The organism is Curtobacterium sp. HSID17257, assembly GCF_003989515.1.
Lineage (GTDB): Bacteria > Actinomycetota > Actinomycetes > Actinomycetales > Microbacteriaceae > Curtobacterium.
In genome coordinates this window covers 1-14,698 of sequence record NZ_RBLU01000084.1, presented here as the reverse complement: position 1 = coordinate 14,698, position 14,698 = coordinate 1, and the positions used below count along the sequence as shown (strand labels likewise).

At 71.9% G+C, this 14,698-nt stretch carries 15 protein-coding genes and 2 tRNA genes; 11 read left to right on the top strand and 6 right to left on the bottom strand.

Features of this window, described 5'->3' with window-relative positions; all coding sequences use genetic code 11:
• On the bottom strand, nt 1-1,332 hold a 1,332-nt coding region (locus tag D8M35_RS12185), incomplete at its 3' end, for an amidohydrolase family protein (RefSeq protein ID WP_161972656.1).
• Nucleotides 1,329-1,982 carry an FMN-binding negative transcriptional regulator gene (locus D8M35_RS16615; protein WP_161972655.1) on the bottom strand — a complete coding sequence of 218 codons (654 nt, stop codon included), beginning with the start codon at nt 1,980-1,982 and terminating at the stop codon, nt 1,329-1,331. The genes D8M35_RS16615 and D8M35_RS12185, both read right to left, overlap by 4 nt.
• 33 nt (nt 1,983-2,015) lie before the next feature.
• On the opposite strand from D8M35_RS16615, the gene D8M35_RS12180 reads away from it, so the two are divergent.
• The 4 genes from D8M35_RS12180 (at nt 2,016) to D8M35_RS12165 (ending at nt 6,733) form a co-directional block, all read left to right on the top strand.
• The gene (locus D8M35_RS12180; protein WP_161972654.1) at nt 2,016-3,422 is read left to right on the top strand and encodes a serine hydrolase; all 1,407 of its coding nucleotides are present in this window, start codon (nt 2,016-2,018) and stop codon (nt 3,420-3,422) included.
• Between the two features lie 94 nt (nt 3,423-3,516).
• Nucleotides 3,517-5,100 (top strand): sensor histidine kinase, encoded by a 1,584-nt coding sequence (locus tag D8M35_RS12175; RefSeq protein WP_126892103.1) that lies wholly within the window; start codon nt 3,517-3,519, stop codon nt 5,098-5,100.
• Between the two features lie 60 nt (nt 5,101-5,160).
• On the top strand, nt 5,161-5,823 hold the full coding sequence (locus D8M35_RS12170) for a response regulator transcription factor (RefSeq protein ID WP_126892102.1): 663 nt from the start codon (nt 5,161-5,163) through the stop codon (nt 5,821-5,823).
• Nucleotides 5,824-5,845: 22 nt separating this feature from the next.
• A complete protein-coding gene (locus tag D8M35_RS12165; RefSeq protein WP_126892101.1) occupies nt 5,846-6,733 on the top strand; it encodes a DMT family transporter in 888 nt (295 codons plus the stop codon).
• 36 nt (nt 6,734-6,769) lie between these two features.
• Here D8M35_RS12165 and D8M35_RS16420 read toward each other — a convergent pair whose 3' ends face one another.
• Nucleotides 6,770-6,925 carry a hypothetical protein gene (locus D8M35_RS16420; RefSeq protein WP_153257446.1) on the bottom strand — a complete coding sequence of 52 codons (156 nt, stop codon included), beginning with the start codon at nt 6,923-6,925 and terminating at the stop codon, nt 6,770-6,772.
• A 100-nt stretch (nt 6,926-7,025) separates the two neighbouring features.
• Nucleotides 7,026-7,349 carry a hypothetical protein gene (locus tag D8M35_RS12160; RefSeq protein WP_126892100.1) on the bottom strand — a complete coding sequence of 108 codons (324 nt, stop codon included), beginning with the start codon at nt 7,347-7,349 and terminating at the stop codon, nt 7,026-7,028.
• A gap of 241 nt (nt 7,350-7,590) precedes the next feature.
• Here D8M35_RS12160 and D8M35_RS17085 point away from each other — a divergent pair, with 241 nt between their 5' ends.
• Together D8M35_RS17085 and D8M35_RS17080 are read left to right on the top strand one after the other, a co-directional pair.
• Nucleotides 7,591-8,757 carry a hypothetical protein gene (locus D8M35_RS17085; RefSeq protein WP_126892099.1) on the top strand — a complete coding sequence of 389 codons (1,167 nt, stop codon included), beginning with the start codon at nt 7,591-7,593 and terminating at the stop codon, nt 8,755-8,757.
• 74 nt (nt 8,758-8,831) lie between these two features.
• Nucleotides 8,832-10,496: a glycosyltransferase gene (locus tag D8M35_RS17080; RefSeq protein WP_238638217.1), complete on the top strand. Its 1,665-nt coding sequence runs from the start codon at nt 8,832-8,834 to the stop codon at nt 10,494-10,496.
• A gap of 75 nt (nt 10,497-10,571) precedes the next feature.
• Here the strand turns inward: D8M35_RS17080 and D8M35_RS12145 are convergent.
• Nucleotides 10,572-10,645 (bottom strand) — tRNA-Gly (locus D8M35_RS12145).
• A gap of 55 nt (nt 10,646-10,700) precedes the next feature.
• Between D8M35_RS12145 and D8M35_RS12140 the strand changes: the two genes are divergently transcribed.
• The 5 genes from D8M35_RS12140 (at nt 10,701) to D8M35_RS12120 (ending at nt 14,014) form a co-directional block, all read left to right on the top strand.
• On the top strand, nt 10,701-11,024 hold the full coding sequence (locus D8M35_RS12140; RefSeq protein ID WP_126892098.1) for a hypothetical protein: 324 nt from the start codon (nt 10,701-10,703) through the stop codon (nt 11,022-11,024).
• 53 nt (nt 11,025-11,077) lie between these two features.
• Nucleotides 11,078-11,154 (top strand) — tRNA-Pro (locus D8M35_RS12135).
• 36 nt (nt 11,155-11,190) lie between these two features.
• Nucleotides 11,191-12,534, top strand: coding sequence for a trigger factor (gene tig / locus D8M35_RS12130; RefSeq protein WP_126892097.1), 1,344 nt, complete (start codon nt 11,191-11,193; stop codon nt 12,532-12,534).
• 167 nt (nt 12,535-12,701) lie between these two features.
• Nucleotides 12,702-13,328: an ATP-dependent Clp protease proteolytic subunit gene (locus D8M35_RS12125; protein ID WP_058742932.1), complete on the top strand. Its 627-nt coding sequence runs from the start codon at nt 12,702-12,704 to the stop codon at nt 13,326-13,328.
• A gap of 26 nt (nt 13,329-13,354) precedes the next feature.
• Nucleotides 13,355-14,014 carry an ATP-dependent Clp protease proteolytic subunit gene (locus D8M35_RS12120; RefSeq protein ID WP_058728413.1) on the top strand — a complete coding sequence of 220 codons (660 nt, stop codon included), beginning with the start codon at nt 13,355-13,357 and terminating at the stop codon, nt 14,012-14,014.
• Nucleotides 14,015-14,141: 127 nt separating this feature from the next.
• Here D8M35_RS12120 and D8M35_RS12115 read toward each other — a convergent pair.
• Nucleotides 14,142-14,698: copper resistance CopC family protein (locus tag D8M35_RS12115; protein ID WP_148113366.1), on the bottom strand; the 557-nt coding region annotated here is incomplete at its 5' end.

The following is a 14,698-nucleotide window of genomic DNA, read 5'->3' as shown; positions in this document are numbered from 1 at the left end:
GCCCTCGGTCGAGCCGCGCCACGCGGTGAGCGCGGACAGCCGTTCCGCGGGGTGCCACGGCGTGCGGCCGTCGCGGTCCCGCCCGACCGCGGCCGCCATCGACACCCACGGGTCGAGCGGCGCCACGGGAGCGTCCGACCCGAGCCGGAGCTCGGCCCCCGCCCGGTGCAGCGACGCGAACGGGAAGGCCCGGTCCGTCACGTCCGCCCAGTACCGGTCGGCGATGTCCCGGTCGTCCATCGCGTGCTCCGGCTGGACCGACGCCACGACCCCGAGCCGGGCGAACCGGTCGACGTCGGTGTCGACGAGCAGCTGGGCGTGCTCGATGCTGCCCCGCGCGCCCACGGCCTCGAAGACGTCGAGCGCCAGGGTGTTCGCCCGGTCGCCGATCGCGTGCACGGCCGGCACGAGCCCGGCGTCGACCGCGCGCCGGACCATCGCCACGAGGTCCTCGAACGGGTACGCGAGCACGCCCTCACCCGACGTCATCGCGGCGGTCCGCGTCCCGAGCGAGCCGTCGGTGATCACCTTGAACGGGCCCATCCGGACCAGCCCGCGGGTGCGGTCCACGACGTCGCCGGTGCGCAGGCCACGGGCGATCGCCGCGTCGAGCTCGCCCGGGTACACGCCGGAGTCGATCCGCAGGCCGTCCGTCCCCGCGTGCACCCGCCGGGTCCAGCGGTCGAGTCCGAAGACCATCTCGAGGTCGACGACACGGGTCACGCCGCGGGCGGCCGCCGCGTCGACCGCCTCGGCCACCCAGCCGTCGAGCACGTCGTCGGCCACCCGGGACAGCACCGCGGTCACGTCGAAGGCGTCCTGCTCGCGCACCACCCCGTCGGCACCGGCCGCGAGCGGCCGTCCGAGGAGCGCCGAGCAGTGGGCGAGCGCGAGCGCGTTGCACCAGACGGCGTGCAGGTCGGCGCTGATGACGACGACCGGGAGGCCCGGTGCGGCCCCGTCGAGCAGCTCGCGTCGTGCGGGGCGGGGCCAGGTCCCGTCGCGGTAGCCGTGGCCGACGAGCACCAGGTCCGACACCCCGGTACGTGCGACCGCGGCGAGCGCGTCGGCGGTCGCCTCCGCCGACGTGCAGGCGGACACGTCGACGCGTCGGCGGACCAGGGCCCACTGGTCGAAGTGCACGTGGTGGTCGACCAGGCCCGGGCCGAGCCACGCGCCGTCGGTCTCCACGACGTCGGCGTCGACGCCCGGCGGCGGGTCGAGCGTGCCGGCGGGCGCGACCGCCTCGATGCGGCCACCGACGATGCGGACGTCGCACGGTGCGCCGGAGGTGCCCACCCGGCGGACGGTGCGGAGCAGGACGTCGGTCACGATGCCTCCCGTCCGTCCTGTCTTCCCGCCTGCGCGCGCTCGACGGCGTCGGCGAGCGCGGGGGAGGCGTAGGGGCCGTCGCCGCGGAGTCCCGCGACGATCCGCTCGACGACCTCGGGAGCCTTGTTCTGCGAGAGCTTCGCGCGGGCGTCGAACCGGGCGACCCGGATGCGGATGCCGACAGTGCCCTTCGCCACGCGGCGGGCGGTCCCGGGATCGACGTCGAGCGAGACCGGCTCGGGCATGACCCGCTCGAAGTGGTCGACGAGCTCGCCGAGCACGCGGAAGTTCTCGTCGTCGGACAGGATCTCCGGCGTCCCCCAGCAGTGCGCCGTCACGTGGTCCCAGGTCGGGACGAACTGCTCCGGCGGGTACCAGGCGGGGGAGACGTAGCCGTGCGGGCCCTGGAACACGACGAGGACCTCGTGCTGTCCGAGCTCGTGCGCGACCTCGTCCGGCCGGCCGACGTGCGACACGAGGACGATCTCGTCGGGGTCGTCGTCCGGCCCGGTCGCCTCGAGCAGGAACGGGTAGTGCGAGGCGACGAGCCCGGCGGCGGTGTGCGACACGATCGTGGCCCACGGATGTCCGTCGATCAGGCGTCGTACCTCGTCGACGTCGGTCATCAGGAAGTGAGGTGTGTGCCGCATGCGACGAGCGTGGCACATGCGAGGCTGGTCGGCATGGAGAAGCGCGCCGCGTACGAGTCCGTCCTGCCCTACGTCCGTGAGTGGATCGACTACAAGGTGTGGCAGCTCCGGCTCCCCGGCGTGCAGGTCGCGATCGGCTTCGAGGACGAGGTGCTGTTCTCCGCGGCCTGGGGCTGGGCGGACGTCGAGGCCGGACGGCGCCTGACGACCACGGACCTGTTCCGGATCGCGTCGCACTCGAAGACCTTCACCGCGACCGCACTGCTGCAGCTCGCCGACGCCGGCGCGCTGCGGCTCGACGACACCGTCGGGTCGTTCGTCCCCGCCCTGGTCGAGGCCGGGTCGCCGGTCGCCGACGCGACCGTCCGCGAGCTCATGGAGATGGGTGCCGGGGTCGTCCGCGACGGTGCCGACGGTGACCACTGGGCGCTCGACCACCCGTTCCCGGATGCCGACCAGCTCGTCGCGCTCGTCGTCGAGGGCGGCGCGAAGGTGCCCGTGGGGTCCGCCTTCAACTACTCGAACCTCGGCTACGGCCTGCTCGGGCTCGTCGTCGAGGCCGTCACCGGCACGACCTACGCCGAGCACGTCCGGCGTGCGATCGTCGAGCCGCTCGGGCTGACCGGGACCGGGCCGGAGTACGACCCGACCCGCGAGGACGAGTTCGTCGTCGGCTACACCGGCCTGCACACCGCCCGCACCCGCCAGCGCGTCCCGCACGTCACGACCGGGGCGCTCGCCGCGGCGACGGGCTTCCACGGCACGGCGTCCGACCTCGTCCGGTACTTCTCGGCGCACGTGCCCGGCCGGGGCTCGCTGCTGTCCGACCACGCGAAGCGCCTGGCGCAGCGGAAGGCGTGGAGCGCGCTCGACACCGACCCGGCCGCGCGCGGCTACGGCGCCGGGTTCATCGTCGACCGGATCGGTGGGCGGGAGGTGCGCGGGCACTCCGGCGGGTTCCCCGGACAGATCACCCAGACGGTGTTCGACCCGGCGTCGTCGCTCGTCGTCTCCGTCCTGACGAGCAGCGCGACCGGCCCGGCGGGGATGCTCGCGACGGGCATCGTGCACCTGCTCGACGCCGCGGCCGACGAGCAGGCTCCCGGTCCCGAGCTGCCCGAGGGCGTCGACACCGACCGGTACACGGGACGGTTCACGACGTTCGAGGGCATCACCGACGTCGCACGGGTGGGGGACCGGCTGCTCGCGATCGACCCGACCCAGCCGGTGCCGACCGAGTCCCCGGTGCGCCTCCGGGTCGTCGACGAGGACACGCTCGTGATGGCGGCGGGGAACCGCTTCGGCTCGGTGGACGAGCGGATCACCTACGCGCGCGACGAGGACGGCACCGTCGTGTCGTTCCGCGGGGACAGCGGCATGACGCACCGTCCGTGGTCGGTGCCCGAGGAGTCGCCGGAGGTCGCTGCCGCCCTCGTCTGACGGGGCGACGGGCGCAGGGGGTGGGGACAACCCCACCCCCGATCCGGGAGACGGCAGGATGGGACGCGGGGACGGGCTCCGAGAGGCTGGACCCATGACCGACACCGACCGCCTCGACCAGGCCGAGACCGTCCCGCTGGACGACCACGCCGCCGATCGTGCACAGACCGTCCCGCTCGACGGTGCCGTGCACCAGGGAGCCACGAAGCCGATGCCCGAGCAGCCCCGCACGCCCGACCCGCGCCGCTCGGCGGCGCCCTCGGGCTGGAGCGCCACGCCGACAGCGGGAGACACCTTCGCTCCGGGGCAGCCGCCGTTCGCCGCCGCGGGAGCCCCGGGGAGCGGGAACGGCGCTGGCTCCGGGATGACCGCGGGCCGGTTCTACCGCGAGGCCTGGCGTCGCCTGCCGCGGGACTTCGGCTACATGGCGCTGACGGCCGTGCTGCTCTGCACGCTGTACGCGGCGTTCCCCGCGGCGCTGTTCGGCCGGGGCCTGCGCGACCTGTTCAACCCGTTCGTGCTCCTGATGTTCTTCATCGCGCTGTTCGTGGCGCGGTGGCTCGGGCAGTTCGAGAAGACCCGCATCGGGTGGGCCGACCCCCGGCCGATCCGCCCGGTCGACTGGACACCGCGGTGGCAGCAGAACTGGTGGACGCGCACCGGGTCCGCGGTGGCGAACCCGCACTACTGGCTGTACCTGCTGCACGCGGCCGTCGTGTACCCGCTCGCGGCACTCGTGACCGTGGGGGCCGGTGTCGCACTCCTCGCCGGGTTCGCCTGGCCGTTCGTGGTCGCCGTCGCGTGGGGCTTCCTCGGCGTGGGCGGCATGTACCTGCCCAGCTCCGACAGCGGCGCGCTGCTCGCGGTCGGACTCCTCGGCCTGCTCTCGATGGCGGCATCGGTGGCGCTCCTGCCCCTCTGGGCACGTGGCTCCGTGCTCGCCCACTACTGGATCGACCTCGGCCTGCTCGGCGGGTTCCGTGCGGAGCAGCTCGAGCAGCGCGTCGCCGGGCTGCAGGCCTCCCGTGCCGGAGCCGTGACGGCCGAGGGCCAGGCGCTGCGCCAGATCGAGCGCGACCTGCACGACGGCCCGCAGCAGCGCCTCGTCCGCCTGCGGATGGACCTCGCGGCCGCCGAACGCGCCCTCGACCGCGACCCGGAGAAGGCGAAGCAGCTCATCGGCGAGGCGACCGAGCACGCGCAGGACGCCCTCGACGAGCTGCGCGCCCTGTCCCGGGGGTTCGCGCCGCCGATCCTGCTCGACCGTGGCCTGGTCGCCGCGCTCGAGGCCCTGGTCGCCCGGACACCGATCCCCGTCGGGCTCGACGTCCGCCTGCCCGAGGGACTCGAGCTCGCGACGGAGATCCAGCGCAACGTGTACTTCACCGTCAGCGAGCTCCTGACGAACACCACGAAGCACGCCGGCGCCTCGACGGCCGGTGTCTACCTCGGCCTGATCGTCGACGCCTCGGGCCTCTGGTACCTCACGGTCAGCGTCACCGACGACGGCCGCGGCGGCGCACGACCGCAGGAGGGCCACGGCATCGAGGGCCTGATGGGGCGGATGCGCGCCCTCGACGGCGAGCTCCTCGTGAACAGCCCCGAGGGTGGCCCGACCGAGGCCACCGCCCGCATCCCGCTCGGCGCCCTGAACGGCGTCCCCGTCGCCCGCGGTTGACGACACCGGGAGCGGTCCGACGCCACGGCAGGCGCGACCGCTCCCACTAGGCTGGTCGGCATGAGCGACGGCCCGGGTGCAGCACGCATCCGGGCCGTCGTCGTCGACGACGCCGTGCTCCTGCGCGAGGGACTCGCCCGGGTGCTCGACGAGGCCGGCATCGACGTCGTCGGCCAGTACGCCGACGCCGACGCCTTCCTCGCCACGCTGCCGCACGACGCCCCCGACGTGGTCGTGATGGACGTCCGGATGCCGCCGACCTTCACCGACGAGGGGGTCCGCGCCGCGGTCGAGACCCGCCGCGTCGCACCGCGCACCGGGGTCCTGCTGCTGTCCCAGTACGTCGAGGCCACCTACGCCGAGGACGTCCTGGCGGCGGGCGCGACGGGCATCGGGTACCTGCTCAAGGACCGCGTGACCCGACTCGAGGAGATCGACGACGCCGTCCGCCGCATCGCCGCCGGCGGCACCGTGCTCGACCCCGAGGTCGTCACGCAGCTCATGGGCCGCCGACGGGACCCGCTCGCCGCCCTGACGCCCCGCGAGCGCGACGTCCTCGGACTGATGGCCGAGGGCCGCACGAACGCCGCCATCGCCCGCGCGCTCGTGATCGGCACCGGCGCGGTCGAGAAGCACGTCTCGAGCATCTTCGGCAAGCTCGCCCTCGAGGACACCGGCGAGGACCACCGCCGCGTCCTCGCCGTGCTCGCGTACCTCGGCTGACCCGACACGTGGCGACCGCACCGTGATCCGCGTCCCCGCGCCGCTCCTCGCGCTCACCGCGATGCTCTCGGTGCAGATCGGTGCCGCACTCGCCAAGACCCGCTTCGACGAGGTCGGGTCCGTCGGCGCCGCGTCGCTCCGGCTCGTCATCGGCGCGGTCGTGCTCGTGCTCGTCGTCCGCCCGCGCGTCCGGCACTGGACCCGAGCACAGTGGACCGCCGCCGTGCTGCTCGGCCTGGCGCTCGGCGGGATGAACGTCTTCATCTACGTGGCCTTCGCGAGCATCCCGATCGGCGTCGCCGTGACGATCGAGTTCCTCGGGCCGCTCGCCCTGTCGCTCGCGCACACCCGACGCTGGCGGGACGTGACCTGGGCCGCGCTCGCGCTCGCCGGGGTCGTGCTGCTCGGCGTCGGCCCGGCCGCGGTCACCGCGGTCGGGGGCGTCGTCGCCGCGCTCGCCGCCGCCGCGTGCTGGGCGGGCTACATCGTCATGAACCGACGCGTCGGTGCGGCGATCCCCGGGGTCGACGGGCTCGCGGTGTCGATGGTCGTCGCGATGCTCGTGTCCCTGCCGACCGGGCTGCGTCCGGCCGTCGACGGGGTGGTCGGGGACCCGTCGCTGCTGCTCGTCTTCGCGGGGGTCGCCCTGCTGTCGACCGTGCTGCCGTACGCCCTCGAGATGCTCGCCCTCCGCCGGATGCCGACGCGGGTGTTCGGGGTGCTGCAGAGCCTGGGGCCGGCGATCGCGGCCCTGGCGGGCCTGGTGGTGCTGCACGAGGGGCTGGCGGCGCAGGAGGTCGTCGCCCTCGCGTGCGTGAGCGTGGCCAGCATCGGGGTCACGCTGTCGGCGCGACGCGGTCGCGCGCGACCGGACGCGGGTCGGACGGGAGGCGCGGGGCAGGTTCCCTGACGTCGGGGACGTCCGTCGTGCCTCCCGGCCGACCGCCTACTCGGCGCGCAGGAAGTCCGCGTACGTGGGTTCCGACTGCACACCCGACAGCAGGGCCGGATCGTTGATCCGGCGTTCGACGTAGGCCGCGATGACCTCCGGCGGGGTGAGCACGTGGGCGACCCAGGACGGCACCTCGTTCTTCTTCATCATCGTGCCTCCTTCCGTCGGGTCGTCGCCGTCGAACTTCTCGATGATCGTGTAGTTCGGCGAAGCAGTACGGGCAGAACGATCCTCGTGATGCGGGTGGAAGTCAATGCGGTGCGTTCCCCGGATGCCGTGCCGCCAGGTCGGCTCGGAGCGTGCGGTGCTTCACGGCGGACCGCCAGACCCAGGCGTCGGCCTGCTGGCCGAACTGTGCCCACTCGACGAGCACGGCGTCGCGGGTCCAGCTCCTCGCGAAGCCCTTCACGCGGATGTGGAAGGTCGGGAACTGGATCCACGCCCACACGGGGGCGGGGGTGACGGCGTGGCAGACGTCCGGTCCGCGCGCTTCCTCCGACAGGGAGTAGGCACGCGGGCGCTCGACCTCCGGGTGCTCCGGGGGCTGCCACCGGTTCTCGCGACGCCGTCCCACACGGGTATTCGAACGTGTGTTCGAACCGGCGTCAAGTCGGACGTGCGGTCAGCGCGGGGCGCAGCGCACGGATGGGCGTGTCGACGTCGCGCGTGCAGCGCGCGCCAGAGCGCGCCCGACGCCTCGTGTCGTCCGCAAGGGGGACCGGTCTGTACCCCGTTCGTGGGCTGTCGCGCTCCGTGGACACGGGGTGGGATGGACGGTGCAGGACACCCCTGCGTGCTTCACCCGGAGGAGCCGCATGACCGTCACGCTCTCCCGCCCGCACCCGGCGCCGACCGGTGCGGTGCCGGCACCCGCACCGCTGCGGCCCCTGCCGTCCCTCGCCGTCCGGTGGCTGCTCCGCGCCGCCTTCGCGCTGCCCTACGTGGTCCTCGCGCTGGTGGCGTCGCACATCACGACGACGCCGTCCCTCGGGCTGACCGGCAACCAGGTCACCTTCGACCGGGCGACGGCCGCACTCGACGGTGGCGTGGTCCAGGCCATCGGGCAGCTCTGGCCGCTGCTCTCCGGGGTGCTCCTGCGCTTCATGCCCTTCGGTGTGCAGGGTGCCGCGGTGCTCGGCGGGGTCGTCGCCGGCGTGCTGCTCCAGCTCCTCGCGCAGGACATGCTGCGACGCGGCCTGCGCATGCGCGAGGTCGTCGCGTTCACGATCGCACTCGGCGCCAACCCGCTGTACGCCTTCCTCGCGCTCGACGACCTGCAGGCGTTCCTCGGCATCGCCCTCTTCGCCCTGGCCGTCGTCGACATGGTGCGGTTCTTCGCGTGGGGGGACACGCAGGCGGGCTTCCGTGCCGGCCTCGCGCTGATGCTGTCCACGCTGGTGGACCCGATGGGCTTCGTCTACGTCGGGATCGCGGCGCTCGCCGCGCCGCTGCTCGACCTGGCACGGCACGACCAGCGGGGCATCCGGCGGGCCAACGTGCTCGTCCTGGTGTTCCCGAGCCTCGCCGTCGCACTCTCGACGGCCGTCCTGGACCTGATGGTGCTCCACGACCCGTTCGCGGCACTGCGCGGGACGATCAGTGTGTCCGAGGAACGACTCGACGGTCTGCGCCACCTGTTCGCCACGGCGGACGGCCTGCTGCTCGTGGCGATGCTCGTCGCCGGCGCCACACTGGCACTGCTCGTCCGCCGACCCGGCGCGATCGGGCTCGTCGCGGCGCTCTTCGTCGGGACCGTGGGCGGGTACGCGATCGGGCTCGTGCCGGTCGCGACCGCCGGGAACGTCTTCGTCACGATGCTCAGCGTCGCGATCGCGATCCTGCCGCCGGTCGAGGGCCGCGTCACCAGCACCCTCGTCGTCGTCCTCGCCGTCCTCCAGGTCCCGCTCGCGTGGGCCGCGGCCTCCGAACGCCAGGTCGTCGTCGAGTGGATGCACGCCGTCGTCGCGGTGGTGACCCGGTGACCGCCGTCGCTCCGCGGCCGCCCCTGGATGCCGACGGGGCTGAGCGGTCTGTCCTGGACGCCGACCGGGCCGTCGTGGTCGGTCCGACCGGACGGCACCGCGGCGAGGAGGTCGACTGGCGACCGCTGCACCGGTGCTCCGTGCAGCGGCACGTCGAGGAGGGCTGGGTCGCGTCCGCCCGCATCCGCGAGGGCGTCCTCGTCCTGACCAGCGGCCGGTCCGACCCGGACGTCCTCCGCGCGGCGCTCACCGAGGAGTTCGGCGAGCCCGTCGTCCTCCGCAGTGCGTCCGAGGCGGACGTCCGGCAGCGCATCGCGTACGAGCTCGAGGAGGAGGTCGCCGACCTCGCCGCGCACGGCCTCGCCCGGACGAACCCGGCGCTGTCCGCACGGACCGTCCTCTCACGTGGACAACGGGTCGGCGGTGCGGTCGCCCTGCTCCTGTTCGCGGCGTGCCTCGTCCTCGCACCGGGCAGCACGGTCGCGATCGCGACGGCGGTGCTCTCGCTCGGCTTCCTGGCGGGCATCCTCTTCAAGTTCTGGGTCTCGATGGTCGGCGCCCGCTTCGACCTGGTCGAGCAGGTGTCGGTCGAGGACGTCGCGGCCCTCGACGACGACGCCCTGCCGACGTACACCGTGCTCGTGCCCGTCTTCCGCGAGGCGAACATCGTGCACGACCTCGTCCGGAACCTCGAGGTGCTCGACTGGCCGAAGGACCGGCTCGAGGTCCTCGTGCTCGTCGAGGCCGAGGACCACGAGACCCGCGAGGCCGTCATCGACGCCGCTCCGCCGGAGTGGATGCGCATCGTCATCGTGCCGCCGGGATCGCCGCAGACGAAGCCCCGCGCGTGCAACGTCGGCCTCGCCATCGCGCAGGGGGAGTACGTCGTCATCTACGACGCCGAGGACCGTCCGGACCCCGACCAGCTCAGGAAGGTGTTCCTGACCTTCGACCGCGCCGGGGACGACACCGTGTGCGTGCAGGCCGCGCTGAGCTACTTCAACGCCGACGAGAACGCGCTCACGCGCATGTTCACGCTCGAGTACTCGTACTGGTTCGACTACATGCTCGCCGGCCTCGACGCCCGACAGCTGCCGATCCCGCTCGGCGGCACGTCGAACCACTTCCGCACCGACCTGCTCCGCGAGCTCGGCGGGTGGGACCCGTACAACGTGACCGAGGACGCCGACCTCGGCATCCGGGCGTCCGCCGTCGGGTACCGCGTCGCCGTCGTCAACTCCACGACGATGGAGGAGGCGAACACCTCGATCCCGAACTTCGTCCGGCAGCGCTCCCGCTGGATCAAGGGCTACATGCAGACCGCCCTCGTGCACGCCCGGCGGCCGCGGGCGCTCGTCCGCGAGATCGGGCCGCGTCGGGCGGCGGCGTTCGCCCTGCTCATCGCGGGGACCCCGCTGACCTTCCTCGGGATGCTGCCCGGCGTCCTCGTGACGATCGCGACGCTGCTGCTGCCGGGAGACTGGACCGCGCCGCTGTTCCCGGCGCCCGTCCTGTGGCTCTGCGTGCTCGACTTCCTGCTCGGCAACGCCACGATGATCTACCTGACCATGATGGGGCCGTACAAGCGCGGGCGGTTCGACCTGATGGGCTGGGCGCTGCTCAACCCGCTCTACTGGATCCTGCACTCGGTCGCCGCGTACAAGGGACTGTGGCAGCTGATCACCCGGCCGCACTACTGGGAGAAGACGGAGCACGGCCTGACGAAGACGACCGCCTGATCGCGACGACGGTGCGGAGGGGATGACGAGAATCGAGCTTCGGCGCAGCGCCAGCTGGAAGCCGTGAAGAGGACGTGGAGGGGATGACGGGAATCGAACCCGCGTGGCCAGTTTGGAAGACTGGGGCTCTACCATTGAGCTACATCCCCGCACTGCGGCACGAGTCCGCAGCGACACCATCGTAGCGGACGAACGGCCCCCGACATGCCATCGAACGTGCTGCCGCAGCCGGACGGTTCCGACACGCGCCGCATCAAGCGCTCCCGGGTCATCTCCTTCGTGCTCCTCGCGGTCGCCGCCGTCGTGTTCTCGCTCCGCCCCGAGGTCTTCGGCGACCCCCAGTCCCAGCCCTGGCACGCGCTGCTGCACGTCTGGCGGATCGTCCTCGGGGTCGTGCTCATGGTCGCCGCACTCGGGGTGCAGGTGGTCGTCGGGGTGCGGTGGCGGCAGGGTCTCCGACGCAGCGCCGGACAGGAACCGTCCACACACGGCACGCCGCCCGGGAACCAGGCAGCGGGGGACCGCTAGACTCGTCGCGGTCGTGCGTGCCCTCGGGCGTGCGCGGACACCTGGCCCAGTCACGGGGCGTAGCTCAGCTTGGTAGAGCGCCCGCTTTGGGAGCGGGAGGTCGCAGGTTCGAATCCTGTCGCCCCGACCAGGTCCACTCGAACGTCAACCAACAGGAGTACATCCCTTGGCCACCAGCACCGTCGACAAGGTGAGCGACACCCGCGTCAAGCTCACCGTGAACGTGACGCCGGACGATCTCAAGCCGAGCATCGACCACGCCTACAAGCACATCGCCGAGCAGATCAACATCCCCGGCTTCCGCAAGGGCAAGGTCCCGCCGGCGATCGTCGACCAGCGCGTCGGCCGCGGCGAGGTCCTGAACCACGCCGTCGGTGACGCCATCGACACCTTCTACCGCCAGGCGGTGGAGGAGCAGGAGCTGCGCATCCTCGGTCGTGCCGAGGCCGACGTCGCCGAGCTCCCGAACGTGAAGGACTTCTCGGGCGACCTCGTCCTCACCTTCGAGGTGGACGTCCGTCCCGAGTTCGACCTGCCGAAGTACGACGAGTACGAGCTCACGGTCGACGCCGTCGAGGTCTCCGACGACGAGGTCGAGGAGGAGCTGCAGAACCTGCGCACCCGCTTCGGCACGCTCGTGACGGTCGACCGTCCGGCCAAGACCGGCGACTTCGCCCAGATCGACCTCACCGCGACCATCGGTGACGACGAGGTCGACTCGGCCACCGGCGTCTCCTACGAGATCGGCTCGGGCGACCTGCTCGAGGGCATCGACGAGGCGCTCGAGTCGCTCACCGCCGGTGAGTCGACCACGTTCGAGTCCACGCTGGTCGGTGGCGACCGCGAGGGCGAGACCGCGCAGATCGCCGTGACCGTCACCGCCGTCAAGGAGCGCGAGCTCCCCGAGGCCGACGACGAGTTCGCGCAGATCGCCAGCCAGTTCGACACCATCGACGAGCTCAAGGGTGACCTCAAGGAGCAGATCGCGAAGTCCAAGACCTTCGGTCAGGGCGCCGCGGCTCGCGACAAGCTCGTCGAGAAGCTCATCGAGGACGTGGACATCCCGATCTCGGAGCAGCTCATCGAGGACGAGGTGCACCGTCACCTCGAGCAGGAGAACCGCCTCGAGGACGACGAGCACCGCAAGGAGGTCTCCGAGTCCAGCGAGAAGGCCTTCCGCTCGCAGCTGCTCCTCGACGCCATCGCCGAGAAGGAGGAGATCCAGGTCTCCCAGGAGGAACTCACGCAGTACCTCATCCAGGCTGCGGCGCAGTACGGCATGGAGCCGGCCGAGTTCATCAAGGTCATCGACCAGAACGGCCAGATCCCCGGCATGGTCGGCGAGGTCGCCCGCTCCAAGGCCGTCGCGACCGTCCTGTCGAAGGTGACCGTCAAGGACACCAACGGCGACGTCGTCGACCTGTCCGCGTTCACCGCCGGTGTGGCGCAGGACTCGGCTGACGACGAGTCGGCCGACGCCGACGAGGCCACGGAGGCCGACGCGAAGTAACGCGACGCGCTGACGGACGGGAGGCACGGTGCCAGCTGGCACCGTGCCTCCCGTCCGTCGTCTGCGCACTTCCCGCGCCCGCGCACCGCCCACAGCGAACAGGCGCGAACAGCCGCGTTGCACCCGATAAGTTCGACATCAAGCGACAACTGAACGGGAGCTTTTCCATGGCCGAAGCGACACTGAACCCCAGTGTTTTTGACCGCCTTCTGAGAGACCGGATCGTGTGGCTCGGCTCTGAGGTCCGCGACGAGAACTCGAACGAGATCGCAGCGAAGCTGCTGATGCTCGCCGCCGAGGACCCTGAGAAGGACATCTACCTCTACATCAACTCGCCCGGTGGCTCGATCACCGCGGGCATGGCGATCTACGACACGATGCAGTTCGTGCCGAACGACATCGTCACCGTGGGCATCGGCCTCGCCGCCTCGATGGGGCAGTTCCTGCTCTCGTCGGGCACGCCGGGCAAGCGCTACATCACCCCGAACGCCCGCGTGCTCCTGCACCAGCCGTCCGGTGGCTTCGGCGGCACCGCTGCCGACATCCAGACGCAGGCCAAGGTCATCCTCGACATGAAGCAGCGGATGGCGGAGCTCACGGCCGAGCAGACCGGCAAGTCGATCGAGCAGATCCTCAAGGACAACGACCGCGACAACTGGTTCACTGCGCAGGAGGCCCTGGAGTACGGCTTCGTCGACCACCTCCGCGCGTCCTCGAACGAGGTCGTCGGCGGCGGCGGCACCGTGGGCGACGGCGAGACGCCGACCGCGGCCGCCGAGCCCGAGTCCCACTGACCACCACCGAAGAGAAGGAAACGAGAATGCACCTCCCCATGCTCGGTGGCGCGCAGAACGTCCCGGCTCCGTCCGATCGCTACATCCTCCCCAGCTTCGAGGAGCGCACGGCCTACGGCTTCAAGCGCCAGGACCCGTACGCGAAGCTCTTCGAGGACCGCATCGTGTTCCTCGGCGTGCAGGTCGACGACGCGTCGGCCGACGACGTCATGGCCCAGCTGCTCGTGCTCGAGTCGATGGACCCGGACCGCGACATCGTGATGTACATCAACTCGCCCGGTGGCTCGTTCACCGCGATGACGGCGATCTACGACACGATGCAGTACATCCGCCCGCAGATCCAGACGGTCTGCCTCGGCCAGGCCGCCTCGGCCGCGTCGGTGCTCCTCGCTGCCGGTACCCCCGGCAAGCGTCTGGCGCTGCCGAACGCCCGCGTGCTCATCCACCAGCCCGCGACCCAGCAGGGTGGCGGTCAGGCGTCCGACATCGAGATCCAGGCGGCGGAGATCCTCCGCATGCGCACCTGGCTCGAGGAGACGCTGTCGAAGCACTCGAACCGCACGCCGGAGCAGGTCAACAACGACATCGAGCGCGACAAGATCATGTCCGCCGAGGAAGCCCTCGAGTACGGCCTGATCGACCAGGTCCTCACGAGCCGCAAGAACCTGCCGGCGCTCGTCAAGTAGCGCTGGACACACGAAGGCCCCGCACCGGACGGTGCGGGGCCTTCGTCGTGCCGGGTGCAGCGGGTGCTGCCGTCGTCGTGGTCGCGCTCTCGGCCTGGAGGCGCGGTGCCGGTCCGGTGGGAGGGTGTCAGTCCTCGTCGTGGTCGTCGGCCGCCGGTGCGGCGGGACGGCGACGGAGCAGCAGCAGGACCGCCACGACGACGCCGGCGAGGACGATCCCGCCGGCGCCGATGAACAGGGCGTCGGTCGCGCTCGAGTCGCCGGTGTCACCGGATTCGGTGTCGGGTGCGCTGGACGCTGCGGACCCCGAGCCGCCCCCGTTGCCGTCGGCGCAGGTCGCCGGCGCCGCGGTGCCGCGGTCGGGGGAGAAGCCGGCCGGTGCCTTCCACGTGAAGTCGTACCGGTCGGAGACGGTGTGGCCGTCGGCGGACACGATCTGCCACTCGACCTCGTACTTGCCGGAGTCGCCGAGGGCGGCCTTCGTGGTCATCGAAGGGCCGTCGACGGAGACGCAGCCGTCCTCGTGGTAGCGGCCGTCGGGGCCGATGACCCGGAAGGCGAAGCCCGAGTCCGACCCGCCGATCGCCAGCAGCCGGTCGTTCGTGGTGATGTCGAAGCGGTCCGGGAGCTCGGTGAGCGTCCCACCGACCGCCGGGGTCGAGGACACCAGGTAGTTGTGCGCGA

Coding starts and splice junctions, on each gene's coding strand:
- D8M35_RS16615 (WP_161972655.1), bottom strand. CDS start 1,982: ATGCGGCACACACCTCACTTCCTGATGACCGACGTCGACGAGGTACGA.
- D8M35_RS12180 (WP_161972654.1), top strand. CDS start 2,016: ATGGAGAAGCGCGCCGCGTACGAGTCCGTCCTGCCCTACGTCCGTGAG.
- D8M35_RS12175 (WP_126892103.1), top strand. CDS start 3,517: ATGACCGACACCGACCGCCTCGACCAGGCCGAGACCGTCCCGCTGGAC.
- D8M35_RS12170 (WP_126892102.1), top strand. CDS start 5,161: ATGAGCGACGGCCCGGGTGCAGCACGCATCCGGGCCGTCGTCGTCGAC.
- D8M35_RS16420 (WP_153257446.1), bottom strand. CDS start 6,925: ATGATGAAGAAGAACGAGGTGCCGTCCTGGGTCGCCCACGTGCTCACC.
- D8M35_RS17085 (WP_126892099.1), top strand. CDS start 7,591: ATGACCGTCACGCTCTCCCGCCCGCACCCGGCGCCGACCGGTGCGGTG.
- D8M35_RS12140 (WP_126892098.1), top strand. CDS start 10,701: ATGCCATCGAACGTGCTGCCGCAGCCGGACGGTTCCGACACGCGCCGC.
- D8M35_RS12125 (WP_058742932.1), top strand. CDS start 12,702: ATGGCCGAAGCGACACTGAACCCCAGTGTTTTTGACCGCCTTCTGAGA.
- D8M35_RS12120 (WP_058728413.1), top strand. CDS start 13,355: ATGCACCTCCCCATGCTCGGTGGCGCGCAGAACGTCCCGGCTCCGTCC.